Here is a 26,793-nt window from a genome sequence, read left to right as displayed (position 1 = left end):
GTTTGTCAGCAGTCTGAGCCGCTCGAGTGAGCGGCTTTTTTAGTTCTCTGAACCTGAGCGATATCAGACGTGGTTGTACTCAGACATGGTTATACATGGCCTCGATTTCGCTCTGGTATTTTGCCTCGATGATCTTGCGGCGCAGCTTCATGGTAGGGGTCAGCTCACCCAGCTCCATGGAGAAGGCGCTCGGCAGCAGAGTGAATTTCTTCACTTGCTCGAACTTGGCCAGCTCTTTTTGTAAATCCTGAATGCGGGCCTCGAGGAACTCCACCACCTTGGAGTGGCGCAGCAGCTCGGTTTTGCACTGGTACTGCAGGTTGATGGAGCGGGCGTACTCCTCCAGCGACTCGAAGCAGGGGACGATCAGCGCCGAGACGAAGTGACGGGCATCGGCGATGATGGCGATCTGCTCGATAAAGCGATCCTTGCCGATGGTCCCTTCCACCAGTTGCGGGGCCACGTATTTGCCGTTGGAGGTCTTCATCAGCTCCTTGAGGCGCTCGGTGAAGTAGATATTGCCCTGGCTGTCGAGCTCACCGGCATCGCCGGTACGCAGGAAGCCATCATCGGTCATCACTTCGGCGGTCGCGTCCGGCTTGTTGTAGTAGCCGCGCATCACGGTGGGGGAGCGCACCAGCAGTTCGTTGTTCTCACCCAGCTTCACCTCGATGCCGTTCAGTGCCGTGCCGATGGAGCCGAGCTTGAACTGGCTATCCTCGTAGCAGCAGACAGTGGCTGTGGTCTCGGTCATGCCGTAGCCGTATTTGAGGTTGAGCCCCATCGCCTGGAAGAAGAGGTTCACATCGTCGGCAAGGCGGGCGCCCGCCACCGGCAGGAAGCGGGTACGGCCGCCAAAGCGGGCACGCAGCTTGCGAAACACCAGTCGCTCGGCGAGCCAGAGCTGGCCGTAGAGCAGCGGGGAAGCGGACTTGCCCGCCTGACGGGTGGCAACCATCTGCTTGCCGACCTTGGTCGCCCAGCCAAACAGGGCGCGGCGGAGAGCCGGAGCCTGAGCGACTTTGGCCTGGATCATGGCGTAGGCCTTCTCGTAGAGGCGCGGCACGGCGCACATCACGGTCGGCTGCACCTCGCCAATCACCTCCATCACCTTCTGCGGGTCGCGGATATAGACGTTCTCGGCGCCGCAGTAGAGCACGTAGTAGCTCCATGCCCGCTCGAACACGTGGCTGAGTGGCAGCATGCAGAGCGACACATCCTGCTCGTTCAGATCGAGACGGCTGTTGTGCATCTCGAAACAGGCGGCGATGTTGCTGAAGTCGAGCATCACCCCCTTGGGCTCACCTGTGGTGCCGGAGGTGTAGATCAGGGTCAGCAGATCATCCATCCGGTACTGGGTTTCCCGCTCGCGCAGCTCCTGCTCGCTGGGCTGATGGTTGCCGGAGACCAGAAATGTCTGGAAGTGACTTGCCTGCTCGCAGCCGCGCAGGTTGACGCTGCCATCGAGAGCAACGATCTGGCGAATTTCACCGCTTGCAATCAGTTGCAGCGCCTGATCGAACTGGGGTTGCTCGCCAACGAACAGCACCTTGATGCCGGCATCTTTGACGATGTAGCGCAGCTGTTCGAGCGTGCTGGTGGGGTAGATGGGAACGCTGACACCGCGGGCGGCCAGAATACCAAGATCAGCCTGGGTCCACTCCGGCATGTTGCGGGCATAGATACCGACCATTTCGGTGCTCTGGTGGCCGGCCCGGATCAGCGCCTGGGCGCAGTAGTCCATGGCCTGGCCCAGAGTACGCCAGCCGATGGCGCGCCACTGGCCATCTTGCTGAACCCGCAGGGCAGCCTTGTTGCCAAGCTGGGCAATACGTTCACGCATCAGTCGAACCAGGTGAAGCTTCGGCATCAGTTAAACATCCTTTAATTACAGTTGTACGCCCGCGAGGGCACTAAAAATCGGGCTAGAGTTTAAACTCCAAGATTACAGCTTACAAGTGTTCGCCTTTTGTCTTGGATCACAAAGATCTCAAATTGCTGCTCTTTGCGTTTGATTGGCCGATACTGCAATTGGGTAACAAGGGAGTCTTGCTATGACGATGTGGATCAAGGTAGGGGTGGCAGCGCTAGCAGTGACGCTGTTGGCAGCAGGGGCATTCTGGTTCTGGGCTGGGAGCGGACCTGCCAAGCTGGCCAATCCCTGGTATGAGGGAGCCGAGGGATACTATCAGGCACAGCAGCAGGCGCTGGCGCTGGGCTATCCGTTACTTTATGTGCTGGAGACCCCCAAGTGCCGTCGCTGCAAGGGATTAAACCAGCGCTTCTGGCGCAGTGATGAGATGGCCGCCCCCCTGAATCGTCTGGTCAAAGTAAGGCTTAACCCGGGCAAGGGGGATGGCAGCGAGCAGATCCTGCGCCGGTTTCCCAAGGTGGCCACCCCGCCTGGCATCTTTATCCAACAGCCGGGGCAGCCCCTCAGGCCGATCAAGATAGTGGTGGATATCGAGCAGATCTGGATGCCCGGGAAAACCTGGCGGCGGGGCTACTATATGCCGCTCTCTGCCGCAGGCTTCGAAGCTGTGGTGCATACCACGCTGGCCTTGCAGGATCCCGAACTGGATAACGCTCCTCTCGATTGAGATGAGTCCTGGGGACGGGGGCTGAACAGACCGGGTTAGCTGAAATCAAACAGCCGCGACATCAAGACCGCATCTTCCCGGTTGTTGCCGGTGCCGTAGTAGTCGGCGCGGCGGCAATACTCGGCAAAACCGGCGCTCTCGTAGAGGTTGATGGCAGCCTGGTTACCGGCCCGCACCTCGAGAAACCAGGCTTCTGCCCCTGCTTGTTTGCTGCGCGCCAGATAGGCCTGCAACAGCGCCCGCCCCAATCCCTTGCCCTGAAAATCCGGATGTACGCAGATGTTCATCAACGAGCTGTCACCGGCCACCAGATCCGAGATATAGAAGCCTGCCGGGCGACCCTCCACCAGCATCAAGCCGTTGAGATAGCGAGGACCGAAGCAGGAGAGCAGGTTGGCCTCACTCCATGGCTCCTGGTGAGCGGCTTGCTCGATGGGATGGACAAGGTCGAAATCGCTCTCGAGCAGGGGACGAAACTCAGGCATGGGGGCTCCGGATGGCAAGATGTTGGGTACAGGGGTTGGCAGAGGCTGCGTTTGTAAAATCAGGTAAAAAGAGCGGCATCACAGTGGGATTTGGCGGCATGATGCAGGATCACGGCGCGTTGGCCGCAAGGTGCTGGCGCAGCTGTTGCCACAGAGCGCGCTTTTGCGCGGCGCTGGGGGTGAGCGGGCAGACCAGTGCATCCGGCCGCGCGGGGTTGGCATGGGTCAGCCAGAGCAGGGGAGAGGCATCCGCCGCTTGCGGGTCGGTGGGGGGCAGCTCGCTGAGCAGGGAGACCTCATCGGGAGTGATGCCGAGTAGTAGACAAATATCTGCCAGCAGCGTGGTCGCAGGCAAGCGGGCCGCCAGCAGCAAGAGTTTGCCTGTGGGCTGTGGGGCGTTACTGGTTGGTACTGTCCGGCCGGGCAGCGTGGCTGATTGCTCAAGCAAGGATGCGGGTTCAGCGCCCAGCAATGCCGGACGACGCAGCTGCCAGCTTTGAATACCCATGCGGGCTAACATGCTCTGACGAACGGGATCTTGCATCTGAGACCACTCACTCTTGATCTGGGTTGGAGAAAATCGTGTTGCGCAGGGTACACTCGAACGGTTTTTGCTGCACCTCTTTACAACGCTGCCGCTATGCTAGTTGCTGTGCGCCGGGGCGATGCTGATCTGCTCATCGGCAAGGTATAGAGGCAGCACAGCTATCAACTGCACAATCATGACAACAGCAAACCCAGGGGCGAACAGGATGTGGTACCCGGGGCCATCATTATATCTGCTTCGGGACCGTCTCTATGTCGTCTTTAACTCAAGCCCAGAACCCTGCGCGTCTTATTCCCATCCAGGAGCGCTTGCCCCGACTGCTGGCCGCCCTCGGTGAGGGACTCTATGAGCGTCAGGATGCATTGCGCCTCGGTCTGTTGGCTGCCCTCAGCGGCGAGAGCCTGTTTCTGCTAGGTCCTCCCGGTATTGCCAAGAGCCTGATCGCCCGCCGCCTCAAGCTGGCGTTTCACGAAGCCCGTCACTTTGAATACCTGATGACCCGCTTCAGTACACCTGAGGAGGTATTTGGTCCGCTCTCGATTCAGGCTTTGAAAGAGGAGGGGAAGTATCAGCGTCTGACCGCGGGTTATCTGCCCCAGGCAGAAGTGGTCTTCCTGGACGAGATCTGGAAGGCGGGCCCGGCCATTCTCAATACCTTGTTGATGGCGATCAACGAACGCCAGTTCCGCAACGGAGATGAGACGCTAGCCATCCCGATGCGCCTGCTGATCAGTGCATCCAATGAATTGCCCGCACCGGATAGCGGGCTGGAGGCGCTTTACGATCGCATGCTGGTGCGGGTCTGGCTGGACAGGGTGCAGGAGAAGGCCAATTTTCAGGCCATGCTGGCCAGCGATGGCACCACTTTGCACCATCTCTCGCCCTCCCTGCAGATTCAGGCTGACGAGTATCTGAAGTGGCAAGGGGAGATTGAACAGGTCAGTTTGCCGGGGGATATCTTCGAGCTGATTTATCTGTTGCGCCAGCGGCTCGATCATTTGACTGATGATCCCTGTTACGTTTCGGACCGGCGTTGGAAAAAAGCGGTGCGTCTGTGCAAGGCCAGTGCTTTCTTTCACGGCAGATCAGAGGTTGCACCGCTCGACCTGCTGCTGCTCAAGGATTGTCTGTGGCATAACAGCGAGAGCCGACTGGCGCTTGTTGAGGTGATGGAGGAGTTTGCCCGTCTGCACTGTTATCAGCAGCAGGGGCTGATATCCCGCCATCTGGCCATCACCGGCGAGCTGCAAGAGTTGCAACAGCAGATTTGCCACAGACTGGCGCTGAAGGCTGAACCTGGCAGGGGGCTCTTTGGCAAGCGCGGCAAAGGATGGCAGCTGATGCTGGGCGAGGCGAAAAAACAGGGTGAGCGCGGTTTGCAACTCCATCTTCATCTGCTGACCCCGGCAAAATTGAGCCCGGAAGAGCCAGATTTGCTGGTTCAGACACTGGAGTGTGACAAGGTGGTACTGGATCACTGGCACTCTAGTGGCGACAAGGTATTGTTCCATCCTGTCGGCAGCAAGAGTGGCCTGACGCTGGAGCTGGAGCTGGATCTCCAGCAGCGGTTGCACCTGCTCGACAGTCAGCGGCGCCCTATTGCCCTGGTATTGGCCCAACGGGAGCCGCTGCCCGGACTGATCAGTGCCCCCTGGTATCAGACCCTCAACTCTCTTCGAGAGCAGCTGCATACCCTACGGGTAGATCTGCGCCGTCAGAGAAACCGCTTTGATGGCCACCAACCCCACCTGTTCCTCGATGGTCGCTGGTTGTTGGCGGTCGAGGAGGGGTTTGTAACCCTGGAACGGGAGATGGCGTTGACGGTCGAGCACGTCGCTCAATGGCACGCGCGCTTACCCCTGTTGTGCGCAGAGCAATCGTAAATGATGGATATTGGTACCATGAGTGCCTTACTCACCCTTGCTGAAGGGGAGATGGTGACGGAAGTTGTGGTGGCCATGCTGGGCAGTACCCAGATAGCCAGGGTGCTGCGGATGGGACAAACACAGGGACGAGCCATCAAGAAGCGGCTGCGGCGCTGGCAGCATGAGGTCAATGACACCATTGCCCACACCCCTGTGCCCGCCGCCCTGGAGCAGGAGTTTCTGCTTTATCAACGAGCCTTGCCACTCACTCTTGGTGAGCTGGTAACGACAATCCCCACCCTGCTGGGCCAGTTGGAGCAGCACAGCGACTTTGCCGATGAGGGGCGCCAGCTGGCCAGCCTGCTGGTGGACCATCCGACAGAGAGTGGTCGACGGTTATTGCTCGACAAATGGCGCACCAGCTTGGTGACGGCCTTGTTGCGTTTGCAGCAGGAACTTGCCGAAGCCGAGCGGCAGCGTTTGCAGCAGGAGCTTGAAGCACAAATCGGCGCCAGCGATGAGCTGGCACGAGTGCTGGATCCTGAGCAGCGCACCGCCGGTGGGCTGTGGAATCTGGCACAAGGCAAGTGGCAGCCAGCCTCACTGGTATTGATCCGCCAATATGCCGCCATGCTGCGCAAAGAGCCGATGCTGCAGGAGATTGTCAGCAACCTGGGGCGCGGCCTGCATGATGATGAACAGGCCAAGCGCCCTCAGCCCCCTCAGCCACAACATGTTCAGGAGCAGGTGCTCAGTGATGAGGTGCCAGATGATCTGGTGGGTATCCACCAAGGGAGTGACTTGATGCGGATGCTGCCCAGCGAGTCGGTGATGCTGGGGATCCCCGAGCTGGAAATGGAGTTTTACCGCCGATATCTGGAGCGGCGACTGCTCAGTTACCAGACCCGGGGTACCCTGCCACGCCATGCGGTTCTGCCGAGGATGACTCGTCAGGGTGAGCAGACGCTGCAGCCTATGGGGCCAGTCATAGTCTGTATCGATACCTCGGGATCCATGGGGGGGTACCCTGAGCAGTGTGCCAAGGCGCTGGCGCTGGCGTTGCTGCAGTTGGCTCTCTCTGAGCAGCGCGCCTGTTATGTGATGCTCTTTTCCACTGATGTGGCCACCTTTGAACTCACTGATGCCAATGGGCTCGACGAGGCGGAGCGGTTTTTAGCCATGACCTTCAATGGCGGTACCGACCTGCTGCCCTGCCTGAGCGCAGCGTTGCGTCAGTTGCAGATGCCGGGGTTCGAGCTGGCGGATGTGCTGGTGATCTCTGATTTTATTGCCCAGCGGCTGCCTGCCTCGCTGGTGGAGCTGCTGGTGGCCCAGCGGACCAGAGGCACCCGTTTTCACGCCGTCGCCATGTCACGTCATGCCAAGCCTGCGCTGCTGCAGGTGTTTGACCAGAGCTGGATGCTTGATTGCAGTGTCCGTGGACGGCTGCTGCGGCGCTGGCAGCAGAGGTGACGTTCAGGACGTTGTCTGCCGGGCGCAACCGGGTGGAAACAGCTGACTGACGGGCTGGGTATTTTTCACTCGCGCAGGTATAATGTCGCGCAATTTTGCTTTGACTCAGGTGAGAAGACCCATGTAACGCAACCCTCCTCCTTTATTCCACCGGCTGGTCTGATACCCGCCGAGTGGCCCGTTGCGTATCCATGCCGGACCGTGAGTCAACGCGGCATCCCGGAATTACTCCCACGGTGGTCCAAGGCCGCCGCCCAATAGAAGAACGTTGAATTATGTCAGCTGAATTTCTGAGTGAAGTCTCCAAGAGACGCACTTTTGCGATCATTTCGCACCCGGATGCGGGTAAAACCACCATCACCGAGAAAGTCCTGCTGTTCGGACAGGCCATTCAGCGCGCCGGTACCGTCAAGGGCCGTGGCTCGGGCCAGCACGCCAAATCCGACTGGATGGAGATGGAGAAGCAGCGTGGTATCTCCATCACCACCTCGGTGATGCAGTTCCCCTATGCCGACTGTCTGGTCAACCTGCTCGATACCCCGGGTCACGAGGACTTCTCCGAAGATACCTACCGTACCCTGACCGCGGTCGACTGCTGCCTGATGGTCATCGACGCCGCCAAGGGTGTTGAAGACCGGACCCGCAAGCTGATGGAAGTGACCCGTCTGCGTGATACCCCCATCCTCACCTTCATGAACAAGCTGGACCGCGAAGTGCGCGATCCGATGGAAGTGATGGACGAGGTGGAGCGCGAGCTGAAGATCATGTGCGCCCCCATCACCTGGCCTATCGGCTGCGGTAAATCCTTCAAGGGGGTCTATCACCTCTACAAGGATGAGACCTATCTCTATCAGAGCGGTCAGGGCCACACCATCCAGGAGAAGCGGGTGGTCAAGGGGCTGAACAACCCGGATCTGGATGCCGCCGTCGGCGAAGATCTGGCCCAGCAACTGCGTGACGAGCTGGAGCTGGTGCAGGGCGCCTCTCCCGAGTTCGATCACGATGCCTTTATCGCTGGCGAGATGACCCCGGTCTTCTTCGGTACTGCACTGGGTAACTTCGGTGTTGACCACATGCTGGATGGCCTGACTGACTGGGCGCCGTCTCCCATGCCGCGCAAGGCCGAGAGCCGCGAAGTGGTGGCGACCGAGGAGAAGTTCTCCGGCTTCGTGTTCAAGATCCAGGCAAACATGGATCCGAAACACCGCGACCGTATCGCTTTTATGCGTATCGTGTCAGGCACTTACAGCAAGGGCATGAAGATGCGCCACGTGCGCATCGGCAAGGATGTGAACATCTCCGACGCCGTGACCTTTATGGCTGGTGACCGTGAGCAGGCGGAAGACGCCTTCGCCGGCGACATCATCGGTCTGCACAACCACGGCACCATCCAGATCGGCGACACCTTCACTCAGGGTGAGGATCTCAAGTTCACCGGTATCCCGAACTTTGCGCCGGAACTGTTCCGCCGCATCCGCCTGCGCGATCCGCTCAAGCAGAAGCAGCTGCTCAAGGGGCTGGTGCAGCTCTCCGAAGAGGGGGCGGTGCAGGTCTTCCGTCCGCTGATCAGCAACGATCTCATCGTCGGTGCGGTCGGTGTGCTGCAGTTTGACGTGGTGGTGTCCCGGCTGAAGAGTGAGTACAACGTCGAGGCCATCTACGAGGCGGTCAACGTCTCCACCGCCCGCTGGGTGGAAGGGACCGACGTCAAGAAGTTTGAAGAGTTCAAGCGCAAGAACGAGGTCAACCTGGCTCTCGATGGCGGTGACAACCTCACCTATATCGCACCGACCATGGTCAACCTGCGCCTGGCTCAGGAGCGTCACCCTGACGTGGAGTTCCGCCAGACTCGCGAGCACTGATACTGCTTACCAAATCCCGCCAGATGGCGGGATTTTTTTATGCATCAAGGAGAGGTGATGGTTGAATCGATGAATCCTGCCTGCTCGGCTCTGGCTGAGCGTTATCTGTTATCCCTGCCGGTGGCAGCACGGGCTCGTCATGTCTCAGCGGACTACTTCTGTGCTGATGAACACAATGCCAACCTCTGTGCCGCGCTGGTGGTAGCAGGACGCAAGCGAGCGACCTGTAGCCTCGCTTACTGGTATCTGGAGAAGGGCGAGCGGATGCCGGAACAGGGTGACTTGCTGGTGGTAACCGACTGGAGTGGTCACCCCAAGGCTCTGGTTGAACTGGTGTCAGTCACCTTGTGCCCATTCGATGAGGTTGATGCTGCGTTTGCCGCCGAGGAAGGGGAGGGCGATGGCTCTCTGGCTTGGTGGCGCGAGGCTCATAAGGCCTTCTTCGAGCGCGAGATGAAGGCGGAAGGAAGAGAATTTGATGAGCAAGCCACGCTGGTACAGGAGCGATTCCGAGTAGTGGCGCTGCCATAATAAACGAAGCGGCAAGCAGGGGAGACTCCTGCTTGCCGCTATTACCTTAGAGCGCCAAGTCCAGCACCATGCAGATCTCGCAATCCCCGTGGCCGGTGCAGCCAAGGGGGCCAGGCAGGTGTTCAAAGCCCAGTGATTCATAGAGGCTGGTGGCTTCGCGCAAGACCTCGGTCGTTTCCAGATAGCAGCGGCGATAGCCCAAACCACGAGCGGCATCCAGCGCCTGCAATACCAGCCGCTTGCCAAGGCCCAGTCCGCGCAGGGCGGGCATAAAGTACATCTTCTGCAGCTCGCAGACTCCCTCTTCTCCCGCCAATGGCGCGATACCGCCACCGCCGAGGATGGAACCGTCCGGCCCTTCGATGACCCAGTAGCGGCTCTTTTCCCCCTGATAGCTCTGGGAGAGGGTATCGAGATTGGGATCCGAGACCCCATACCCCTTGTCGGCGGTGAGGCCATATTCGGCCGAGACGGCGCGGATAACGGTCGCGATGTGGGGATTGTCTGCTTCTGTGATAGGGCGAATATGGTAGCCCTGCTGGCGGCGGGCGCGGGAGAGGGCACTGCGATAGAGCCGCAGCCCTTGCCACAACTGCTCCCGCTCGGGCAGGCTCAACTGTGCCAGCATCTCCTCCATCGCCCCGTCCATCTCCCGGTGCAACTCCAGCAGCATCCCCTGACCGTTGACGGTGAGGCGAGCTTCCTTGCTGCGGCCATCGGAGGGGTGCGGGTGCCAGCTGATAAGCTCCCGCTCGGCGAGGCGGGCTAGCGGACGGCTGGCGTTGGATTTGTCGATGTGCAGCTTTTCTGCCAACTGCTGGTTGGTGGCCGGGGCGTTCTCCAGCTCGATTAGCAGGTGAGCCTCGATGGGGGTGAGGGCCAGATTGCCGCACTGCTGGGAGAGCATGCCGAGTTCGCGAACCAGATCGCGCGACAGGGCGCGCAGGGGACGGGGATCCATGTTGTGGTTTCCTGTTTAGTTGTGCGTGACAACTAAAATAGCGTAAAAGTTGTAATGCGCAACCTTTTGCTGTGATGGCTTGCAGAATATGGGGTGAGCGGCAGCCCCGTTGATTGGGCTGCCGCAGGTGGGGCGGTCGTCAGGCGGCGGCTCTGATGGCCAGTTCCGGGCGGCGGGAGAAGCAGCGGGCCAGCAGCAGCATGGTGGCCACGCCTATGGTGCCCAGCACCAGCCAGGGGAGGGCCGGTTGTCCCTGTTGCAGCGAGAAGTCATAGAGGGAGCCGCCGCCCACATAGCCGGTCATGCCCCCCAGCGCCAGCCCGAGGCGGCTGAAGCCCATGTAGCTGCCGCGGGCTGTGGGGTTGGCCAGCCGGCTCATCAGGGTCTCCCGGGCCGGTTCGCAGATGATGATCCCCAGATAGAAGCAGGCCAGCAGTACGAAGATGCCGGAGAGGGTGCTGACAAAGGCGACCAGCCCGATCCCCACCGTCATCAGCAGGATACCCGCCATCAGCCGGCTCTCCAGCCGATAGCGCCGCTCGCTAAAACGGGCGATGGGGTAGAGCAGCGCCAGTGACAGCGCCGTTTCCAGGCTGTACATCCAGCCCACTGCCGTGGTGCTGCCAGCCAGTTGCTTGACCAGAATGGGGAAAATCAGCATCACCTGTACCCACAGCATGTAGTAGCCGCTTAAGATCAGCACCAGTCGGCAGAAGGCGCGATCCGCCAGCACCTGCCCCAACCCTTCCCGCATCGGAGTCGGTTTGACCGAGAGGCGGTAGGCGGGCAGCAGGGTCCAGTTGCAGAGAGCCGCCAGGGTGAAGAGCCCGGCCCCCAGCAGGCAGACGTAGGTGAAGTCAAAGCGCAGCAGCCAGCTGCCGAGCAGGGCGCCGGTGACGGCTCCCGCGCTCTCCAGCATCATCAGCAGGGAGATAAAACGGCCCCGCTCATGGGGGCGAGTAAATTTGATCACCAGTGCGGCCCGAGGCGGGTCGAACAGGCAGCCGCCCAGCCCCGAGAGGAAGCAGGAGAAGATCAGCATGGCGCCGCTGTCGGCCCAGGCCAGGGTGGCGAAGCCGACGGCGCGCAGCAGCATGCCGGTGACGATGAGCGGGCGGGCGCCGAAACGGTCGGCCAGCGAGCCGCCAAAGATCCCCAGCCCCTGCTGGGTCAGCTGGCGCAGCCCGAGGGCCAGCCCTACCAGACCGGCCGCCCAGCCGAGTTGATCGACGAAGCGCAGGCTGATCATCGGCATCACCACAAAGAAACCCAGGATCACCAGTGTGGTATCCAGCGCCAGAAACCAGCGCCCCCAAAACCTCGCCCTATCGACCATAACGCCCTCTCATTCACAGATAGCTTCATTCTGGAGAGGGTTTAGATATAGTGGTAGACGACAACTACCTATATTTCATATCAGGATTATTTATGTCTATGGATCTGGACGATCTGCAACTGCTGCTGGATGTGGCCGAGCTGGGCAGCTTCAGTCAGGCGGCGGCCATTCGTGGCTGGTCACAGCCGCTGGTGAGTCAGCGCATTGCCCAGCTGGAGGAGAGCCTCGGGGCGCCGCTGTTTCAGCGTCATCGGCGCGGGGTGACGCCGACCCGCGCCTGCGAGGAGTTTCTCCCTGCCGCCCGCTCGGCGCTGGCCACCCTGAGCGAAGGGCGACTGGCACTGCAGGGGGCACCAGCGTTGCCTTGTATCCGTCTCTCCAGCCTGCCATCCCTTACTTCGGTGGTGTTTGGCTCGCTATTGATGGCGCTGGTGGATGAGCCGTTCGAGATCCGCTGCACCACGGATCACTCCGGTGAGATCATGCAGTCGCTGCTGACCGGCGAGGCCGATATCGGCTTTGTGCTCAAGCGTCCGCCTGTTGCTGGCCTGCAGATGGAGCTGCTCTGCTGCTCCCCCATCATCGCTATCGCCTCGCCATTGCATCCGCTGGCCGGTTGTCACGGTCTTACCCTGGAGGATATTGCCGACCAGCGGCTGGCGCCTCAGGTGTGGGGGCCGGGGTGTGACGTCTTTATCCAGCAGTTGCGACGGCTGCGGCGAGCGGCCAGCCCCCTGCATGCGGTACAGCCCGCCAGTGCGGCGCGGGATCTGGCGCTGGAACACGGGTTTATCACCCTGATGCCGGAGCTGGCCATCAAGCGGGATCTGGAGGTGGGGCGGCTGGTCAGGCTCGATGTGCGCAATCTGCCGCAGGATCATTGGGATGTGATGATGGCCTGGCGCGGTGGCAAGCGGCCCAATCCGACCCGGGAAACCGTGTTGGCCACCGCCCGCACGCTGGCGAAACGGTGGCGCAATGAGTAGAACGATGCGGGACAAGGCCCGCATCGGGTGGATCAGTAGCTGGCCTTGAGGGTCACACCGCTGAACGCGGAAAACCCTGACAGTTGCACATGCCAGGTGCCCGCCTTGGGATTGGTGAACGAGCAGCTTTCGTTATTGCCCCCAAGGTAGGGACGGCAGTCGTAACTGCTGCTGGTAGGGGCGCTGCCAAAGCGGACGTAGAGGTCGGCATCACCGGTGCCGCCGCTGCTGCTGATCTGCAGCGACCTGGTGCCCGCCGGCACGCTCAGGGTGTAGTTGAGCTTGCCCCCCTTGCTGGCGGCTAGGTTGCTCAGCGGCACGCCGTTTTGCAGCACGTTGTCGCTTGGTGGCGGGGTGGTGCCACAGCTGGCATCGACCCCGACGGTCTGGAAGGCGCGGGCCACATCCGCCTGACTGTAACCCAGATCGGCGGTTGCCCGGCTGACGCCGCAGGCCCCTTGCTGGTAGTTGGTATTGGCGCCCCAGTAGAGGCGGTTGGCCAGTACGAACACTTCAAATGCCTTACGGGTGTTCCAGCCGCTGCTGGTGGCCAGCAGGTAGAAGGCGCGGTTGTAGACCCCGGAGCTGTGGTGTACATCCATTCCCTCTTTATAATCCGCCGCATGGCCGATGGATCTGCCATCCCTGGTCGGATCCTCGAAGTAGCGCAGGGCACCGTTGCCCTTGAAGATCTGGGCGCCAACCAGCCAGTCGTTACGCCCTTTCATGTAGAACTCGGCCGCTTCCCCCGCCATATCGGAGAAGGCCTCGTTGATACCGCCAGACTGACCGGAGTAGACCAGCCCGGAGTTCTGTTCGGTAAAGCCGTGGCTTACCTCGTGGGCCGCCACATCCAGGCTCACTAGCGGGTGGAAGGTAGTAGCGCCGTCACCAAAGGTCATCTGACGGCCATCCCAGAAGGCGTTTTCGTAGTTTTTGCCGTAATGAACCCGCATCTTGAGCTTGAAGCTCAACGGTGCCGTGTTGTACCAGTCGCGGTACATATTGAAGACGACGTTGCCGAAGTAGTGGGCATCGTTGAGGGGGGAATAGGCGCCATTGATAGCCTTGACCGTGTTTTCCGGGCAGCTGAACTGGTGGATAGCGCCACCCGAGGTGGCGTGGTTGAGGTTGATGGTATCGACGTTGGGGCTGCTCATCCGGCAGTTGTCATCGACGATGAGCGGGCCATAGTCGGCGCCGTAGACGTATTTGCCGGTCTTGATGTTACCCCCGGGGCCGGTGGCATTCTGGTGATTGATCCCCTCCCAGCGTTTGAGCTCTTCGCCGCTCTGGGCATCGAGAATGACGAAGGGGCGGCTTGGCTTGTCACCTTCGGCGATGAAGGAGACCTGATAGACCAGTCGGGCCAGCCCGTTCTCATCCTGCATCACGTAGAGTTTGACCTGCTCGTTGCTCCCCTTGCTGCCCGCCTTGGCCTTGCTGGCGGCGTCCTGTGGCGAGAGGGTGGCGGCCGGACTTGCCACATCCTGATCGATCTGACGCAGCATGCGCCCGCTGGCCTGTTGCAGCTGGCCGTTCAGGCTCTTGTCTGCCACCACCACCTGACCCATTACCGGGATGCCGTTCCAAATCTGCTCGTAGCGGATCCGCTGCTGGCCGTTGGGCAGCTTGACCACCCGCACCTGACGAAACTCGCCATCTTCCAGCTGCAAGGTACCACTCGCGGCACTGAGGCCGGTCATGGCCCGAATGCCGTTTGCCGTTACGTTGATCGCTACCTCTTGCGCCGCCAGTGCGGCGCTTCCCCAGCAGGCCAGCGCAACGGCCAGATAAATTTTATTCATCTCTTCTTTCCTTAAATCGATGAGGTTGATAAACCGACCGAAGGTCGGGCGTTTTGAAGCTAGTGCCGGTGGGGGAAAGTGCCCCCTGTCAAAAGTGACAGCGCAGCACAAAGGGGTAGCAGGATCTGCCAAAGTGCCGTTTGGGGGCATTCGTCGGCGCCATGTGGAGAGCATTATCCGGTTTAAGACACCCACCCTCCTCTTTTGAGGGAGGAGAGAACGCACGCTGTGACCCTCTGCGATACCTGCCGGAGGGGGGCCGTAAAAGTGGCTGGCGCGGCCAGTGGCGATTGGCTACATTGGGTGCTGATTCGCTATTTGATCACTGATTTGAAAGGAGAATCCCATGTTTTCATGGCAGTTGGACGACGAGCTTGCGCTGCTCTTCTTGCAGCCAGATATGGCGAGCGAACTGTTTGCCCTCTGCCATGACAACCGGGAGTATCTCTCCCAGTGGCTACCCTGGCCGCCACTGATCCAGCGCCCCGTTGATAGCGCCCTCTTCATTCGCAGTGCCATCGAGAAGTTCGCCCGCGGCGAGGGGCTCACCACCGCCATCGAGTATCAGGGGGAGGTGGTGGGGGTCATCGGCTACAACAGCATCGATCACGACCTTGGCAAGGTGGTCATCGGCTACTGGCTGGCGGAGCGCTGGCAGGGTAACGGTATCATCACCCGTGCCTGTCAGGCCCTGATCCATCACGCCTTCGAGGAGATGGGGATGGAGAAGGTGGAGATCAGCGCCGCCACCGATAACGAGCCCAGCAGAGCCGTCTGTGAACGGCTCGGGATGCAGCAGGAGGGGGTGACCCGGCGCGCAGAGCGGCTGGGCAACCGGATTGTGGACCATGCCCACTACAGCCTGCTGCGTGACGAGTGGCTAAGAGAGAGGGAGTCCTGATGGCGCTACCCCATATCAAAACCCCGCGGGCCCACCTGACGCTGCTGACCCCCGATCAGGCTCCCATGATCCTCGACTTCTACCGGCGCAACCGTGCCCATCTCACCCCTTGGGAGCCACTGCGGGACGAGCACTTTTACACCCTCTCGTACTGGCATGCCCGGCTGCAAGACAGCTACAGCCAGTTCTTCAACGGCACCGGCATCAATCTGGTGGCGCTTGATCCTGCTGGCGAGCGGGTGATCGCCACCTGCAACTTCAGCAATATCCTGATGGGGGTCTTCAAGGCGTGTCATCTGGGCTATGCCATCGACCAGCAATATCAGGGGCAGGGGGTGATGGGAGAGGCGCTCTCAGCCGCCATCGACTACCTGTTTCGGGAGCACGATCTGCATCGCATCATGGCCTGCTACATGCCTGCCAATCAGCGCAGCGGCGCCTTGCTGGAGCGGCTCGGTTTCGAGCGGGAGGGATTTGCACGGGCCTATCTGATGATCAATGGCCGCTGGGAGGATCACATCCTCACCTCGCTGATTAATCCGGCGCCCTGAGCGGATAGATAAAAAACGGGCCCGAAGTTGCCTTCGGACCCGTCTTCGAATGAGGTGCAGGCTTAGTTGGCCTTGGCATCGCTCACTGCAGCTTCAACCTTGGTAGCCACTTCGTCAGCAGCGTTTTCAACGGTTGCAGTCGCGTCGGAAGCAGCCTGCTCTACGGTAGAGGTGGCTTCGCTAGCGGCTTTTTCTACAGTGGCAGCAACTTCGGCGGCCGGAGTTGCAGCAGGCGCGGCAGCTTTTTCTTCTTTCTGACCGCAAGCAGTCAACATCAGACCCAGGATACCGGCTACCAGTACTTTGTTCATGTGCATTCCCTCAAATAAAGATGGAGAGATGGTCTGTGCAACCATCACTGCGCCCACTGTGCCCGGTATGGAAACAAGAAGCCGGGAGGCAGCAGGCGGGCGCAATATAGCCTCATTAGTTACCGATGAAAACGGATATCACAATGACATTTTTTCGTGCCGTGGATAAAAAGCTCCACTGGAACGACTGATATCAATACAAGATGCCGTTAAATGGTGCTAATTGCACAATAAAACACCGCGTTACTGCCATCTTGTGGCGGTTTAACAAGGTCAAGGTTGGTCAGGCGTGGCCGATGAACCGCACCTTAGTCAGACAGCTTCTGACAGGGCAGCCGTTTTCCCTCAAGGTGGCTCTGGCGGGCCAGATCCAGCAGCGCCATCACCGCCAGCGCTTCACTTGCTGGCACCGGGTTGCTCCCCTCGCCCTTGATGGCGGCGCAGACACCGCGATAGTAGGCGCCATAATCCCCCGCCTCACCCACCACGCTCTGCTGCTGTAACTGACCATCCACAATGCGGCTGAGCTGACCGGGTTCACTATCCATGCCCCAATCCGCCGCCGGTGGCCGCAAGCCCTGCTTGAGCTGATCTTCCTGCACATCCATACCGAATTTCACGAACGAGCCCTGGCTGCCGTGAATGACAAAGCGGGGCATGGTGGCCGAGACCAGACAACTGCCATGCAGAATAACCCGCAGAGCACAGTAACCCAGCACCACATGGAAATAGTCGTCCGCCAGTGCGCCGGGGCGCTGCTCGGCCAGATCGGCTTGCAGCCAGTCCGGCTGGCCGAACAGCTGCAGCGCCTGATCCAGTACGTGGGGGCCGAGATCGAACCAGAGACCGGAACCCGGGCCACCCGCTTCGCGCCAGCGCTGGCGCACTTCGGGGCGATAGCGATCGAAGTGGGATTCGAACTGGGCGATCTGCCCGAGCGTCTCCTCGGCAATCAAACGGCGCACGGTAAGGAAATCCCCGTCCCAGCGCCGGTTGTGGAAGATGCTGAGCAGTCGCTGCTGTTTTTCGGCCAGTTCGACCAGTGCTTGCGCCTCGGCCAGATCCAGTGCAAAGGGCTTGTCGATCACCACATGTTTGCCTGCCAGCAGCGCCTGGCGGGCGAGGGGGGCATGGGTGTCGTTGGGGGTGGCGATCACCACCAGATCGACAGTCTCATCGCTCAGCACCTCCTCCAGTGAACCGACCCGGCAGCCGGGCAGATCGGCCTGCACCTTGGCGGCATCGCGGCTCACCACCCAGCTCAGGGACAAGCCCGGTGTGGTGGAGAGGAAGGGGGCGTGGAAGGTCTTGCCTGCAAAGCCATAGCCCACCAGGGCTGCGTTGAGAGTGTGACTCATCGGGAGTGCTCCGCTGATATCGAGTGAGTGGGGTTGCCATCGCAGGCAATCTGCCGGATGGCCATATGCTGTAAAGGCGATACAAACGAGAAGGGGGCCGATGGCCCCCTGAGTGTGCCCATCAGAGCACAGGATTTATTGCAAACACAAGCGGCGGCCGCGTCGGGTCATCAGCATCACCAGGGGCGGTAGCAGCAACCACATATGCAGCGCCAGTTGGCTGAGCGGGTCGTGCATCAGGGCACCGGTCAGGCCAACCAGGGCGCCGGAGCCGCTCATCTGGAACAGGCCGAGCAGGGCGGCGGCGGTACCGGCGCAGTGGCCGAACGGTGCCAGCGCCATCCCGGCGGCCGCGCCCAGGATCATGGCAAAGCCGATGCTGGAGAGGAACACCGGTCCCATCATCGCCAGCGGATGTGCGATGTGCATCGCCAAAGTCAGGGTAATGGCAGAGAGCATCAACACCAGCAGGCCGATGCGCAGGGTACGTCTTGGCCCGATTTTGGCAATAAAGCGCGGCGCCATAAAGCAGGCCAGAATGTTGAGCGCGGCGTTGGCGGTAAACCAGTAGCTAAAGCCGCTCATATCCAGCCCCAATTTCACCATCAACTGCACCGGTGCGGCGGTGACATAGGCGAGGATCACCGCCATCGCCAGCATGCACAGCGCCGCGTTGAACAGGAAGCTGGGGGAGCGCAGCACCGGGCTGTAGCGAGACCAGCTGATGAGGGCCCCTTCGCTGCGGGTCTCCTCCGGGCGGGTCTCCGGCATCCGCCACATCAGCCAGCTGCCGACGATAAGCGCATAACCGGCCATAAACCAGAAGTTGGCAGACCAGCCCGCCTTGGCAGTGAGCCAGCCACCGAGCAGGGGCGCCAGCGCCGGAATAAAGCAGATGGCGCCATTGAGGTAGGAGATCATCTGACCGCTTTTCTTCGAGCCATAGCTGTCACGCACCACCGAGAAGGCGGCGACCGAGGTGGCGCAGGCGCCAAAGCCCTGCAGCACCCGGGCCAGCATCAATTCGCCGAGGCTGGCGGCAAAGCCGGCCCCCAGCGCGCTCAGGCCATAGAGCAGCACGCCGCAAAGGGCAATGGGTTTGCGACCGTAACGATCGGCCAGCGGGCCAACCAGCAGTTGTCCCAGCCCCATGCTGAACAGGAACCAGGTGATGGTGCCCTGCATCAACGTCACTTCGGCGCCCAGCTGCTCGGCCATCTGCGGAATGGCGGGCAGGTAGATGTCGATAGCCAGCGGACTGAACAGCACCAGTAGTACGAGCAAAAGTATCAATGGCATCTGTCACCTCTTTAGTCAGCCAGGTTATTAAGTTGGGGCGCGAGTCTACTGAGTCACAGTAATGAATAGAAATGGTATTTAATCACTTTGGTTATTCCATTATGGAAACATGTATTAAAAAGCTGGTTATTCGATGGCGGCAAACCCCCCGTAACCCCATCACAGCGGGTGTAATTGGCGCTTTTACTAAACCCTTGTGCCGCATAGAATGCGCAGATTATTTTTGCGGAGGTGCTCGATGAACAAGCTTGTCCTGGCAACAGGTAACCAGAAAAAGGTGAAGGAATTGGCCGCCATGCTGGCCGATATGAAGATCCAGGTGATCCCACAGAGCGAGTTTGCGGTCTCCGATGCCGATGAGACCGGCACCACCTTCGTCGAGAATGCCATCATCAAGGCCCGCCACGCCGCCCGCATTACCGGTCTGCCCGCCGTGGCTGATGACTCCGGTCTGGAAGTCGACCTGCTGCAAGGGCGCCCCGGCGTTTACTCCGCCCGTTTTGCCGGTGAAGGTGCCGGTGACAAGGCCAACATCGAGAAGCTGCTCGCTGAGCTGCAAGGGGCTCCCGAGTACCTGAAGAGCGCCCGTTTCTGGTGCGTGCTGGTCTATATGCGCCATGCCGATGATCCCACCCCCATCATCTGTCAGGCGAGCTGGGAAGGGATGATCATCGACGAGCCGCGCGGTCAGCACGGTTTTGGCTATGACCCCGTCTTCTTCGTGCCGGATCACGACTGCACCGCCGCCCAGATGCCCGCCGAGCTGAAAAACCAGCTCAGCCATCGCGGTCAGGCGCTGGCCAAGCTCAAAGCGGCGCTGGCTGCCGCTCACTGAGTCACTTCGCCACCTCGTCGACTACACACTGTCAAGCACACATAGTCATCTACAATGGGGGCCTTGAGCCCCTGTTTTATTGGAAGTCCCATGCTGCAACTGCCGCCACTCTCTCTCTATATTCATGTGCCCTGGTGCGTCCAGAAGTGTCCTTATTGTGACTTCAACTCCCATGCCCAGAAGGGGGAGTTGCCTCACCTCGAATATGTCGCCGCTCTGCTGGAGGATCTGGATCAGGACCTGAAGTGGGCACAGGGGCGGCCGCTCTCCTCGATCTTTATCGGTGGCGGCACCCCCAGCCTGTTGACGGTAGAGGCGATGCAAGCCTTGCTGGACGGGGTGCGGGCCCGCATTGGGCTCACTGCCGATTGCGAGATCACCATGGAGGCCAATCCGGGCACGGTGGAGGCGGACAAGTTCGCCGGTTTCCAGCGCGCCGGCATCAACCGCATCTCCATCGGCGTGCAGAGCTTTCAGCAGGAGAAGCTGACCCGCCTCGGCCGCATTCACGGCCCGCAAGAGGCCCGCAAGGCCGCCGCACTGGCCCATGCCATCAAGTTGCCTACCTTCAATCTGGATCTGATGCACGGTCTGCCGGATCAGAGTCTGGATGATGCCCTTTATGACCTGCAGCAGGCTATCGACTGCGCCCCGCCGCACCTCTCCTGGTATCAGCTCACCATAGAGCCGAACACGGCATTTGCCTCCAAACCGCCCAAACTGCCGGAAGATGACACCCTGTGGGATATCTACGAGCAGGGCCACGCCATGCTCACCGCCAGCGGTTATCGCCAGTACGAGATCTCGGCTTACGCCAAAGAGGGCTACCAGTGCCATCACAACCTCAACTACTGGCGCTTCGGCGACTATCTGGGGATTGGCTGTGGCGCCCACGGCAAGGTGACCGATCTTGCGAACCAACAGATCCTGCGCACCGCCAAGGTGAAGCACCCCAAAGGGTATCTGGACAAGAGTCGCCCCTATCTGGACCAGCTGTGGCAGGTGACGGCAGACGATCTGCCGCTCGAGTACTTTATGAACCGCTTCCGCCTGTTTGAACCGGCCCCCAAGGCACAGTTCGAGGCATATACCGGCTTGCCGCTGGAAAGGGTAGAGACGGTGCTCGCCATCGCCCAGAGCAAGGAGCTGATCGAGGATTTGGGGGATAGCTGGCAGCTCACTTCTCTCGGCCATCGCTATCTGAACGTATTGCTCGAACTGTTTATGGATGAGTGAAAACTGGCTCACGATCTGGCTGCGAAGCCGTGATCAAGGTTCATGCGCTGCTTGGAAGCCTCACGTATATCTATACGCTCCGGTTCCTGCGCTGCTCTTCACCCCGCTGACAGCTTCTCGCGACAGGTCGTGAGGCAGTTTTGGCGAACCGTGTTTCGAGATAACAATCAGGGCGCCAATGGCGCCCTGATTGTTTATGGTCGGTAGAAACCCGCTCAGCAGCAGACGCGGATCATCTGCTGTTGGCCGGGCTCCCACCGCTTGCCAAATTTGGCCTTGCGCTGGTAACTCCCCTTGCCCTTCTTATTGCGCTCGACCCGGCTGCGAAACAGGGGATCACAGAGCAGGGCATGCAGATGGTTATCCTTTATCTCGCCGCGCTGATGGGCATAGTTGCCCCCTTGCGCATTTTCCTCACGGGGGAGGGCGGGTTGGTCGACCCGAGTCTTGGCCATGATGGCTCCTCTTCTTTGTCCTTGGGGTGTTGATGCTTGTGTCTGGATGGTGGTTTTCGCTGCGGGCGCCTGTTCAGGCTAGCGCCCGGCAACCGGATGCACTGGCACCGGTTAAAAACGTGGCGATTTTGTCACCAAATCGCGGCCGGAGCAATGCGTCGGGCACGCCGAGTCAGTCACTCTGAGCCAGCCACGCTCAGTCAGGCATACCATGTCAGCCGTGAACCGGGTCATGCTGGTCGTGGCTATGATGCTCGTGATGGGCCGGGGCGCCAGATTCCAGCGTCTCTAGGATGGCGCAGTGCTCGGCCGAGCGGGGGCCGCCGCAGCAGATATTGGAGAGCTCGCGCAGGTTGTCGCGAAAGCGGGTCAGTTCGATGATCTTCTGCTCCACCTGGGCCAGCTTGGTGTCGGCTACCGCTTTTACCTCCTGACAGGTGACCTTGGCCTTGTTGGTATCGAGGTCGAGCAGCTCGCCGATATCGGCAAGGGAGAAGCCCACCGACTTGGCGCGGATAATAAACTCCAGCCGCCGCTTGTCCTGTTCACTGTAGAGGCGGTAGCCGGATTCGTTGCGGATCCCCGGTGAGATAAGCCCGTTCTTCTCGTAAAAACGCAGGGTATCTGCCTTGACCCCGCACGCCTTGGCCAGTTCACCGATCCGATACATGCTCTCTCTCCCCTTGAATGTATGCCGCAACAAAAACCGGAATCCACTATCACCCCTTTGCCCATGGATTGCCAGCCAAGGGCATAAAAGGGGCAGATAAACATCTCCTGGCGACCCTTTTTTCCATAAAACACTGAAAGTGCAAACGTTTCGAGAAAATCAAGTGGAAAACGTTTAACGCCGCGCCAAATAAGGCTTTGCTGTTTCAAAAAATCCACCACGGGTCACATTTTTTGTGTAGAATACGCGCCCATAACAGAGCGCCGCACCAAGCGGGCATTTCCTAAAACGCTTTTGCCGGATGTCGGGGCGAGAGTGGTTTGCGAAATCCCCCACTTCCATTTATTTGGGGACTCTCTGTGTTGAGCCTCGCCTCCCATGGAACGGTCCCCGTTATGTTGAGGACGATAGTGTGATGGAACAAGCTCGACCCATTCGCCGTGCACTGCTGAGTGTGTCTGACAAAACTGGCATTCTGGAATTTGCCAAGGCACTCAACGAGCGTGGTGTTGCCCTGCTCTCCACGGGCGGTACCGCCAAGCTGCTTGGCGAGGCGGGTCTGCCGGTGACCGAGGTCTCCGACTACACGGGTTTCCCTGAAATGATGGATGGCCGGGTCAAGACCCTGCATCCCAAGGTTCATGGCGGCATCCTCGGCCGTCGGGATCAGGATGACGCCATCATGGCCGAGCACGCTATCTCCCCCATCGACATGGTCGTCGTCAACCTTTACCCCTTTGCTGCCACCGTGGCCAAAGCGGGCTGCACCCTGGCCGATGCGGTCGAGAACATCGACATCGGCGGTCCGACCATGGTGCGTTCTGCCGCCAAAAACCATAAAGATGTCGCTATCGTCGTCAAAGCTGCCGACTATGATCGGGTTATTCGCGAGATGGATGCCAACGGCAACAGCCTGAAACTGGCGACCCGTTTCGATCTGGCCATTGCCGCCTTCGAGCACACCGCCGCCTACGATGGCATGATCGCCAACTACTTCGGCACCCTTGTTCCCAGTTATGGGGTGCCCTCTTATGGCGACAACAAGGAGGGTGACGAGGAGTCCCGCTTCCCGCGCACCTTCAACAGCCAGTTCATCAAGAAGCAGGACATGCGTTACGGCGAAAACAGCCATCAGGCTGCCGCTTTCTACGCCGAAGAGCATGCCGCGCCGGGTTCTGTCTCCAGCGCTATCCAGCTGCAGGGCAAGGCGCTCTCCTACAACAACATCGCCGATACCGATGCGGCGCTGGAGTGTGTGAAGGAGTTCGACCAGCCGGCCTGCGTCATCGTCAAGCATGCCAACCCCTGCGGCGTGGCCATCGGTAACGACCTGCTGAGTGCCTACGATCGCGCTTACCAGACCGACCCCACCTCTGCCTTCGGCGGCATCATCGCCTTTAACCGGCCGCTTGATGGCGCCACTGCCGCTGCCATCGTGGCCCGCCAGTTTGTCGAAGTGATCATCGCCCCGACCGTCAGCCAGGAGGCCCGCGATGCGGTCGCCGCCAAGCAGAACGTGCGTCTGCTCGAATGCGGGCAGTGGACGGCTCCGGCGCAAGGCTTTGACCTCAAGCGCGTCAACGGCGGCCTGCTGGTACAGGAGCGGGATCTCGGCATGGTGACCCTGGGCGACCTGACCGTAGTCAGCAAGCGTCAGCCGACCGAGGCCGAGCTGCAGGATCTGCTGTTTTGCTGGAAGGTGGCCAAGTTCGTCAAATCCAACGCCATCGTCTACGCCAAAGATGGCCAGACCATCGGCGTCGGTGCCGGCCAGATGAGCCGTGTTTATTCGGCCAAGATTGCCGGTATCAAGGCGGCGGATGAAGGGCTGACCGTGGCGGGCTCCGTCATGGCCTCCGATGCCTTCTTCCCGTTCCGCGACGGTATCGATGCTGCCGCGCAGGCCGGTATCTCCTGCGTGATCCAGCCGGGTGGCTCGATGCGCGATCAGGAGGTGATCGACGCCGCCGACGAGCACGGCATGTGCATGGTGTTCACCAACATGCGCCATTTCCGTCATTGATGGGTCAGGGGCTGCCGATGGCGGCCCTTTTGTTGTCTCTTTTCAACTGACTATTTCCACTGACTGACGGCCCGGGTGGCCGTCCAGTGACCACAAATAGAAGCGAGCGATACGATGAAAGTACTGATCATTGGCAACGGTGGCCGCGAACACGCTCTGGCCTGGAAGGCCAAACACTCCCCACTGGTACGTCACGTTTTTGTGGCGCCGGGCAACGCAGGCACCCAGCTTGAGCCGGGGGTCGAGAACGTCGCCATCGAGGCGACCGATATCGACGGGCTGCTGGCCTTTGCCAAAGAGAAGCAGATCGGCCTCACCATCGTCGGGCCGGAAGCGCCGCTGGTGAAAGGGGTGGTGGATGCCTTCCGCGCCGCCGGTCAGCCGATCTTTGGCCCGACCGCTGCCGCTGCCCAGCTGGAAGGCTCCAAGGCTTTCACCAAGGATTTCCTGGCCCGTCACGCCATCCCGACTGCCGAGTACCAGAACTTCACCGAAGTGGAACCAGCACTCGCCTACTTGCGCGAGAAGGGCGCCCCCATCGTTATCAAGGCCGATGGTCTGGCGGCGGGCAAGGGGGTGATTGTTGCCATGACCTTGCAGGAAGCGGAAGACGCGGTGCGCGACATGCTCTCCGGCAATGCCTTTGGCGAAGCGGGCTCCCGGGTGGTGATCGAGGAGTTTCTGGAGGGTGAAGAGGCAAGCTTCATCGTTATGGTCGATGGCGAGCACGTGCTGCCGATGGCCACCAGTCAGGATCACAAGCGGGTAGGCGACGGCGATACCGGCCTCAACACCGGCGGCATGGGAGCTTACTCGCCGGCACCGGTAGTGACTGCAGACGTGCATAAAAAGGTGATGGAGCAGGTGATCATGCCGACCGTGCGCGGCATGGCGGCCGAAGGCAATGTCTACACCGGTTTCCTCTATGCAGGTCTGATGATCGACGGTCAGGGCAATCCCAAGGTGATCGAGTTCAACTGCCGCTTTGGCGATCCCGAGACCCAGCCCATCATGCTGCGGATGCAGTCCGATCTGGTGGAGCTCTGCCTGGCCGCTTGTGCAGGCAAGCTGGATCAGAAAGAGGCCATCTATGATCCCCGCGCCGCTATCGGCGTGGTGTTGGCGGCGGGAGGCTATCCTGGCGATTACAGCAGCAACCACCCCATCAGCGGCCTGCCGGTGGATGAGGTGGCGGGTGAGAAGGTGTTCCATGCCGGTACCCGTCTGGAGGGCGATACCAGCCTGACCGCTGGCGGTCGCGTGTTGTGCGCAACCGCCCTCGGCCACACTGTGGCAGAAGCCCAGCAGCGTGCCTATCAGCTCGCTGGCCGCATCAAGTGGGATGGCGTCTTCTACCGCAAGGATATCGGCTGGCGCGCCATTGCTCGTGAACAGGAGTAACTGACGCCAGCAAATGGCCAGCTGATTCAGACCCCGCTACGGCGGGGTTTTTTGTCCCTGTTTACCGCTTTCAACCATCCTCTTGCCGCGCGTCACCAGCGTTCAATCAGTTACCAAGCGCAAACAAGCGCGGTATATCTGTCACTATTTGCCACAAAAAACAGCATTTTTCACAAACGTTTCACCATGAGTCATGGCATCATGCTGACGATGAATTGTTGTTTGGATTCATAAGTACCCCTAACAACTCGAGCATGTCGTTATATAAGGAAATCCCATGTTGAAAACCGTTCGCCCCCTGCTGCTACCTCTGATGTTTGGCCTGATGACCCTGCCTGCCATGGCCGGTGAGCTAGAGCAGCCGATGAAGAAGATTGGCTTCAATTACAAGCAGGCTGTCAAGGCTAATGACGCGGCCAAGATGGAGAAGCACATTAACGAGATGAAGGCTCAGCTGGATGTGGCCAAGCAGAAGAACATGCCGGCTGCCAAGAAAGAGAAATTCCTTGAAGGGATGAACAAGGTACAGGGCGAGCTGGACGCCAGCCTGGCTGCACTCAAGGCAGGTGATGAGGCCAAGGCGCGGGAGCATCTGGCCAAGGTCAATGACCTGAAGAAGGAGTACCACGATTATGCCAAGAAAAAAGGGTGACTCCTTTCGCTGGGATCCACTGGTGTGCTTGACTCACTGGGGCCTGGCGGCCATCTGTATTGGTAATCTATGGGTTAACGAAGCGGGAGAGGAGTGGCATGAGTGGCTGGGTTACGGCGCCATTGCCTTGGTCACTCTGCGCTTGCTGTGGGGTCTCTCGTTTGCCAAAGGCCACGCCCGACTGGAAGCCTTGATCCCCACTCGGGCTGACTTTCGTCAGCAGGCCTGTGAGTTGCGTGAGCGGTTGCCACCGGCACCGGGTCATCACGGCAGCGGCAAGCTGGCGGTGTGGGCGCTCTGGCTGGTTGTGTTGGCGACAGCAGGTAGCGGCTGGTTTCAAAATACCGAGACGGGATTTGAACTGGGCGCTGACGAGTGGCATGAGTGGTGCGTGTTGGCTTTGCAGGGGCTGATAGGTCTGCATCTGCTGGCCATCGTATTCACCTCCTGGCGTCAGCGCAGCAATCTGGTTACTCGCATGTTACCGATACGCCAGCGTGCCAAGGCGGTTCGGTAAGAGACACAACCTTGACGTCTGCGGGCATTCTCCCCCGAGTGCCCGTATCACGGAACAGTCAGGACTCTGCCAATCTTCAGCAATCAGCGCGGCAGCGGCAAGTTGCCACCACAGGCGTTGGCATTTTTGG

Annotated in this window: 25 protein-coding genes; 14 read left to right on the top strand and 11 right to left on the bottom strand. The window is 60.1% G+C overall.

What is annotated here, in order from left to right:
- Window positions 1–79: 79 nt before the first annotated feature.
- Window positions 80–1,870 (bottom strand): AMP-dependent synthetase/ligase, encoded by a 1,791-nt coding sequence (locus BN1117_RS00255; protein ID WP_040093907.1) that lies wholly within the window; start codon window positions 1,868–1,870, stop codon window positions 80–82.
- A 184-nt stretch (window positions 1,871–2,054) separates the two neighbouring features.
- Here BN1117_RS00255 and BN1117_RS00250 point away from each other — a divergent pair, with 184 nt between their 5' ends.
- Window positions 2,055–2,600 carry a thioredoxin domain-containing protein gene (locus BN1117_RS00250; RefSeq protein ID WP_040093905.1) on the top strand — a complete coding sequence of 182 codons (546 nt, stop codon included), beginning with the start codon at window positions 2,055–2,057 and terminating at the stop codon, window positions 2,598–2,600.
- 35 nt (window positions 2,601–2,635) lie between these two features.
- Here the strand turns inward: BN1117_RS00250 and rimI are convergent, their stop codons facing one another.
- Together rimI and BN1117_RS00240 are read right to left on the bottom strand one after the other, a co-directional pair.
- Window positions 2,636–3,085 (bottom strand): ribosomal protein S18-alanine N-acetyltransferase, encoded by a 450-nt coding sequence (rimI, locus tag BN1117_RS00245; protein WP_040093903.1) that lies wholly within the window; start codon window positions 3,083–3,085, stop codon window positions 2,636–2,638.
- Window positions 3,086–3,194: 109 nt separating this feature from the next.
- On the bottom strand, window positions 3,195–3,629 hold the full coding sequence (locus BN1117_RS00240; protein ID WP_040093901.1) for a DNA polymerase III subunit psi: 435 nt from the start codon (window positions 3,627–3,629) through the stop codon (window positions 3,195–3,197).
- 254 nt (window positions 3,630–3,883) lie between these two features.
- Here BN1117_RS00240 and BN1117_RS00235 point away from each other — a divergent pair, with 254 nt between their 5' ends.
- The 4 genes from BN1117_RS00235 to BN1117_RS00220 all read left to right on the top strand — a co-directional run bounded on the left by BN1117_RS00235 (window position 3,884) and on the right by BN1117_RS00220 (window position 9,363).
- Complete coding sequence (locus tag BN1117_RS00235) at window positions 3,884–5,515, top strand: ATPase RavA domain-containing protein (RefSeq protein ID WP_040093900.1); 1,632 nt, start codon at window positions 3,884–3,886, stop codon at window positions 5,513–5,515.
- Window positions 5,516–6,970: an ATPase RavA stimulator ViaA gene (viaA, locus tag BN1117_RS00230; RefSeq protein WP_040093898.1), complete on the top strand. Its 1,455-nt coding sequence runs from the start codon at window positions 5,516–5,518 to the stop codon at window positions 6,968–6,970. It abuts the gene before it with no gap.
- Between the two features lie 272 nt (window positions 6,971–7,242).
- A complete protein-coding gene (gene prfC, locus BN1117_RS00225; RefSeq protein ID WP_085942998.1) occupies window positions 7,243–8,832 on the top strand; it encodes a peptide chain release factor 3 in 1,590 nt (529 codons plus the stop codon).
- Between the two features lie 57 nt (window positions 8,833–8,889).
- The gene (locus tag BN1117_RS00220; protein ID WP_082032528.1) at window positions 8,890–9,363 is read left to right on the top strand and encodes an ASCH domain-containing protein; all 474 of its coding nucleotides are present in this window, start codon (window positions 8,890–8,892) and stop codon (window positions 9,361–9,363) included.
- A 46-nt stretch (window positions 9,364–9,409) separates the two neighbouring features.
- Here the strand turns inward: BN1117_RS00220 and BN1117_RS18800 are convergent, their stop codons facing one another.
- Both BN1117_RS18800 and mdtH read right to left on the bottom strand, forming a co-directional pair.
- The gene (locus tag BN1117_RS18800) at window positions 9,410–10,324 is read right to left on the bottom strand and encodes a bifunctional helix-turn-helix transcriptional regulator/GNAT family N-acetyltransferase (RefSeq protein ID WP_040093896.1); all 915 of its coding nucleotides are present in this window, start codon (window positions 10,322–10,324) and stop codon (window positions 9,410–9,412) included.
- Window positions 10,325–10,463: 139 nt separating this feature from the next.
- Window positions 10,464–11,660 carry a multidrug efflux MFS transporter MdtH gene (gene mdtH, locus BN1117_RS00210; protein WP_040093894.1) on the bottom strand — a complete coding sequence of 399 codons (1,197 nt, stop codon included), beginning with the start codon at window positions 11,658–11,660 and terminating at the stop codon, window positions 10,464–10,466.
- A gap of 92 nt (window positions 11,661–11,752) precedes the next feature.
- On the opposite strand from mdtH, the gene BN1117_RS00205 reads away from it, so the two are divergent.
- Window positions 11,753–12,646: a LysR family transcriptional regulator gene (locus BN1117_RS00205; RefSeq protein ID WP_040093892.1), complete on the top strand. Its 894-nt coding sequence runs from the start codon at window positions 11,753–11,755 to the stop codon at window positions 12,644–12,646.
- Window positions 12,647–12,678: 32 nt separating this feature from the next.
- On the opposite strand, the gene BN1117_RS00200 is transcribed toward BN1117_RS00205, so the two are convergent.
- Entirely contained in the window at window positions 12,679–14,454 is a 1,776-nt protein-coding gene (locus tag BN1117_RS00200) for a M4 family metallopeptidase (RefSeq protein ID WP_040093890.1), read from the bottom strand.
- A 346-nt stretch (window positions 14,455–14,800) separates the two neighbouring features.
- Between BN1117_RS00200 and BN1117_RS00195 the strand changes: the two genes are divergently transcribed.
- Together BN1117_RS00195 and rimJ are read left to right on the top strand one after the other, a co-directional pair.
- The gene (locus BN1117_RS00195; protein WP_040093888.1) at window positions 14,801–15,355 is read left to right on the top strand and encodes a GNAT family N-acetyltransferase; all 555 of its coding nucleotides are present in this window, start codon (window positions 14,801–14,803) and stop codon (window positions 15,353–15,355) included.
- On the top strand, window positions 15,355–15,906 hold the full coding sequence (gene rimJ, locus BN1117_RS00190; RefSeq protein ID WP_040093886.1) for a ribosomal protein S5-alanine N-acetyltransferase: 552 nt from the start codon (window positions 15,355–15,357) through the stop codon (window positions 15,904–15,906). Before BN1117_RS00195 ends, rimJ begins: the two co-directional genes overlap by 1 nt.
- Window positions 15,907–15,968: 62 nt before the next feature.
- On the opposite strand, the gene BN1117_RS00185 is transcribed toward rimJ, so the two are convergent.
- From BN1117_RS00185 to BN1117_RS00175, 3 genes are all read right to left on the bottom strand, one after another.
- Window positions 15,969–16,217, bottom strand: a complete 249-nt coding sequence (locus BN1117_RS00185) for a hypothetical protein (RefSeq protein ID WP_040093885.1) — start codon at window positions 16,215–16,217, stop codon at window positions 15,969–15,971.
- 308 nt (window positions 16,218–16,525) lie between these two features.
- Complete coding sequence (locus BN1117_RS00180) at window positions 16,526–17,575, bottom strand: oxidoreductase (RefSeq protein ID WP_040093883.1); 1,050 nt, start codon at window positions 17,573–17,575, stop codon at window positions 16,526–16,528.
- 135 nt (window positions 17,576–17,710) lie between these two features.
- Window positions 17,711–18,874 carry a multidrug effflux MFS transporter gene (locus BN1117_RS00175; protein ID WP_040093881.1) on the bottom strand — a complete coding sequence of 388 codons (1,164 nt, stop codon included), beginning with the start codon at window positions 18,872–18,874 and terminating at the stop codon, window positions 17,711–17,713.
- Window positions 18,875–19,112: 238 nt separating this feature from the next.
- Between BN1117_RS00175 and BN1117_RS00170 the strand changes: the two genes are divergently transcribed.
- Both BN1117_RS00170 and hemW read left to right on the top strand, forming a co-directional pair.
- Window positions 19,113–19,709: an XTP/dITP diphosphatase gene (locus tag BN1117_RS00170; RefSeq protein ID WP_040093880.1), complete on the top strand. Its 597-nt coding sequence runs from the start codon at window positions 19,113–19,115 to the stop codon at window positions 19,707–19,709.
- A 90-nt stretch (window positions 19,710–19,799) separates the two neighbouring features.
- Complete coding sequence (gene hemW / locus BN1117_RS00165) at window positions 19,800–20,945, top strand: radical SAM family heme chaperone HemW (protein ID WP_040093878.1); 1,146 nt, start codon at window positions 19,800–19,802, stop codon at window positions 20,943–20,945.
- A 215-nt stretch (window positions 20,946–21,160) separates the two neighbouring features.
- Here the strand turns inward: hemW and BN1117_RS00160 are convergent, their stop codons facing one another.
- Complete coding sequence (locus BN1117_RS00160) at window positions 21,161–21,400, bottom strand: alternative ribosome-rescue factor A (protein WP_040093876.1); 240 nt, start codon at window positions 21,398–21,400, stop codon at window positions 21,161–21,163.
- A 214-nt stretch (window positions 21,401–21,614) separates the two neighbouring features.
- Window positions 21,615–22,070 carry a Zn(2+)-responsive transcriptional regulator gene (gene zntR, locus BN1117_RS00155; protein ID WP_005341244.1) on the bottom strand — a complete coding sequence of 152 codons (456 nt, stop codon included), beginning with the start codon at window positions 22,068–22,070 and terminating at the stop codon, window positions 21,615–21,617.
- A 415-nt stretch (window positions 22,071–22,485) separates the two neighbouring features.
- Here zntR and purH point away from each other — a divergent pair, with 415 nt between their 5' ends.
- The 4 genes from purH to BN1117_RS00135 all read left to right on the top strand — a co-directional run bounded on the left by purH (window position 22,486) and on the right by BN1117_RS00135 (window position 26,663).
- Window positions 22,486–24,093 (top strand): bifunctional phosphoribosylaminoimidazolecarboxamide formyltransferase/IMP cyclohydrolase, encoded by a 1,608-nt coding sequence (gene purH / locus BN1117_RS00150; protein WP_040093874.1) that lies wholly within the window; start codon window positions 22,486–22,488, stop codon window positions 24,091–24,093.
- A 114-nt stretch (window positions 24,094–24,207) separates the two neighbouring features.
- Window positions 24,208–25,494 (top strand): phosphoribosylamine--glycine ligase, encoded by a 1,287-nt coding sequence (purD, locus tag BN1117_RS00145; RefSeq protein ID WP_040093873.1) that lies wholly within the window; start codon window positions 24,208–24,210, stop codon window positions 25,492–25,494.
- Window positions 25,495–25,771: 277 nt separating this feature from the next.
- On the top strand, window positions 25,772–26,146 hold the full coding sequence (locus BN1117_RS00140) for a cytochrome b562 (RefSeq protein WP_040093871.1): 375 nt from the start codon (window positions 25,772–25,774) through the stop codon (window positions 26,144–26,146).
- Complete coding sequence (locus BN1117_RS00135; protein ID WP_040093867.1) at window positions 26,127–26,663, top strand: cytochrome b/b6 domain-containing protein; 537 nt, start codon at window positions 26,127–26,129, stop codon at window positions 26,661–26,663. The genes BN1117_RS00140 and BN1117_RS00135 overlap by 20 nt, the downstream gene beginning before the upstream one ends.
- Window positions 26,664–26,793 lie beyond the last annotated feature (130 nt).

Source organism: Aeromonas australiensis (assembly GCF_000819725.1).
Classification (GTDB): Bacteria; Pseudomonadota; Gammaproteobacteria; order Enterobacterales; family Aeromonadaceae; genus Aeromonas; species Aeromonas australiensis.
Note: the sequence above shows the minus strand (reverse complement) of the source record. Positions and strands in the feature narration are given on the sequence as shown.

Coding starts and splice junctions, on each gene's coding strand:
- BN1117_RS00255 (WP_040093907.1), bottom strand. CDS start 1,870: ATGCCGAAGCTTCACCTGGTTCGACTGATGCGTGAACGTATTGCCCAG.
- BN1117_RS00250 (WP_040093905.1), top strand. CDS start 2,055: ATGACGATGTGGATCAAGGTAGGGGTGGCAGCGCTAGCAGTGACGCTG.
- rimI (WP_040093903.1), bottom strand. CDS start 3,085: ATGCCTGAGTTTCGTCCCCTGCTCGAGAGCGATTTCGACCTTGTCCAT.
- BN1117_RS00240 (WP_040093901.1), bottom strand. CDS start 3,629: ATGCAAGATCCCGTTCGTCAGAGCATGTTAGCCCGCATGGGTATTCAA.
- BN1117_RS00235 (WP_040093900.1), top strand. CDS start 3,884: ATGTCGTCTTTAACTCAAGCCCAGAACCCTGCGCGTCTTATTCCCATC.
- viaA (WP_040093898.1), top strand. CDS start 5,516: ATGATGGATATTGGTACCATGAGTGCCTTACTCACCCTTGCTGAAGGG.
- BN1117_RS00220 (WP_082032528.1), top strand. CDS start 8,890: ATGGTTGAATCGATGAATCCTGCCTGCTCGGCTCTGGCTGAGCGTTAT.
- BN1117_RS18800 (WP_040093896.1), bottom strand. CDS start 10,324: ATGGATCCCCGTCCCCTGCGCGCCCTGTCGCGCGATCTGGTTCGCGAA.
- mdtH (WP_040093894.1), bottom strand. CDS start 11,660: ATGGTCGATAGGGCGAGGTTTTGGGGGCGCTGGTTTCTGGCGCTGGAT.
- BN1117_RS00205 (WP_040093892.1), top strand. CDS start 11,753: ATGTCTATGGATCTGGACGATCTGCAACTGCTGCTGGATGTGGCCGAG.
- BN1117_RS00200 (WP_040093890.1), bottom strand. CDS start 14,454: ATGAATAAAATTTATCTGGCCGTTGCGCTGGCCTGCTGGGGAAGCGCC.
- BN1117_RS00195 (WP_040093888.1), top strand. CDS start 14,801: ATGTTTTCATGGCAGTTGGACGACGAGCTTGCGCTGCTCTTCTTGCAG.
- rimJ (WP_040093886.1), top strand. CDS start 15,355: ATGGCGCTACCCCATATCAAAACCCCGCGGGCCCACCTGACGCTGCTG.
- BN1117_RS00185 (WP_040093885.1), bottom strand. CDS start 16,217: ATGAACAAAGTACTGGTAGCCGGTATCCTGGGTCTGATGTTGACTGCT.
- BN1117_RS00180 (WP_040093883.1), bottom strand. CDS start 17,575: ATGAGTCACACTCTCAACGCAGCCCTGGTGGGCTATGGCTTTGCAGGC.
- BN1117_RS00175 (WP_040093881.1), bottom strand. CDS start 18,874: ATGCCATTGATACTTTTGCTCGTACTACTGGTGCTGTTCAGTCCGCTG.
- BN1117_RS00170 (WP_040093880.1), top strand. CDS start 19,113: ATGAACAAGCTTGTCCTGGCAACAGGTAACCAGAAAAAGGTGAAGGAA.
- hemW (WP_040093878.1), top strand. CDS start 19,800: ATGCTGCAACTGCCGCCACTCTCTCTCTATATTCATGTGCCCTGGTGC.
- BN1117_RS00160 (WP_040093876.1), bottom strand. CDS start 21,400: ATGGCCAAGACTCGGGTCGACCAACCCGCCCTCCCCCGTGAGGAAAAT.
- zntR (WP_005341244.1), bottom strand. CDS start 22,070: ATGTATCGGATCGGTGAACTGGCCAAGGCGTGCGGGGTCAAGGCAGAT.
- purH (WP_040093874.1), top strand. CDS start 22,486: ATGGAACAAGCTCGACCCATTCGCCGTGCACTGCTGAGTGTGTCTGAC.
- purD (WP_040093873.1), top strand. CDS start 24,208: ATGAAAGTACTGATCATTGGCAACGGTGGCCGCGAACACGCTCTGGCC.
- BN1117_RS00140 (WP_040093871.1), top strand. CDS start 25,772: ATGTTGAAAACCGTTCGCCCCCTGCTGCTACCTCTGATGTTTGGCCTG.
- BN1117_RS00135 (WP_040093867.1), top strand. CDS start 26,127: ATGCCAAGAAAAAAGGGTGACTCCTTTCGCTGGGATCCACTGGTGTGC.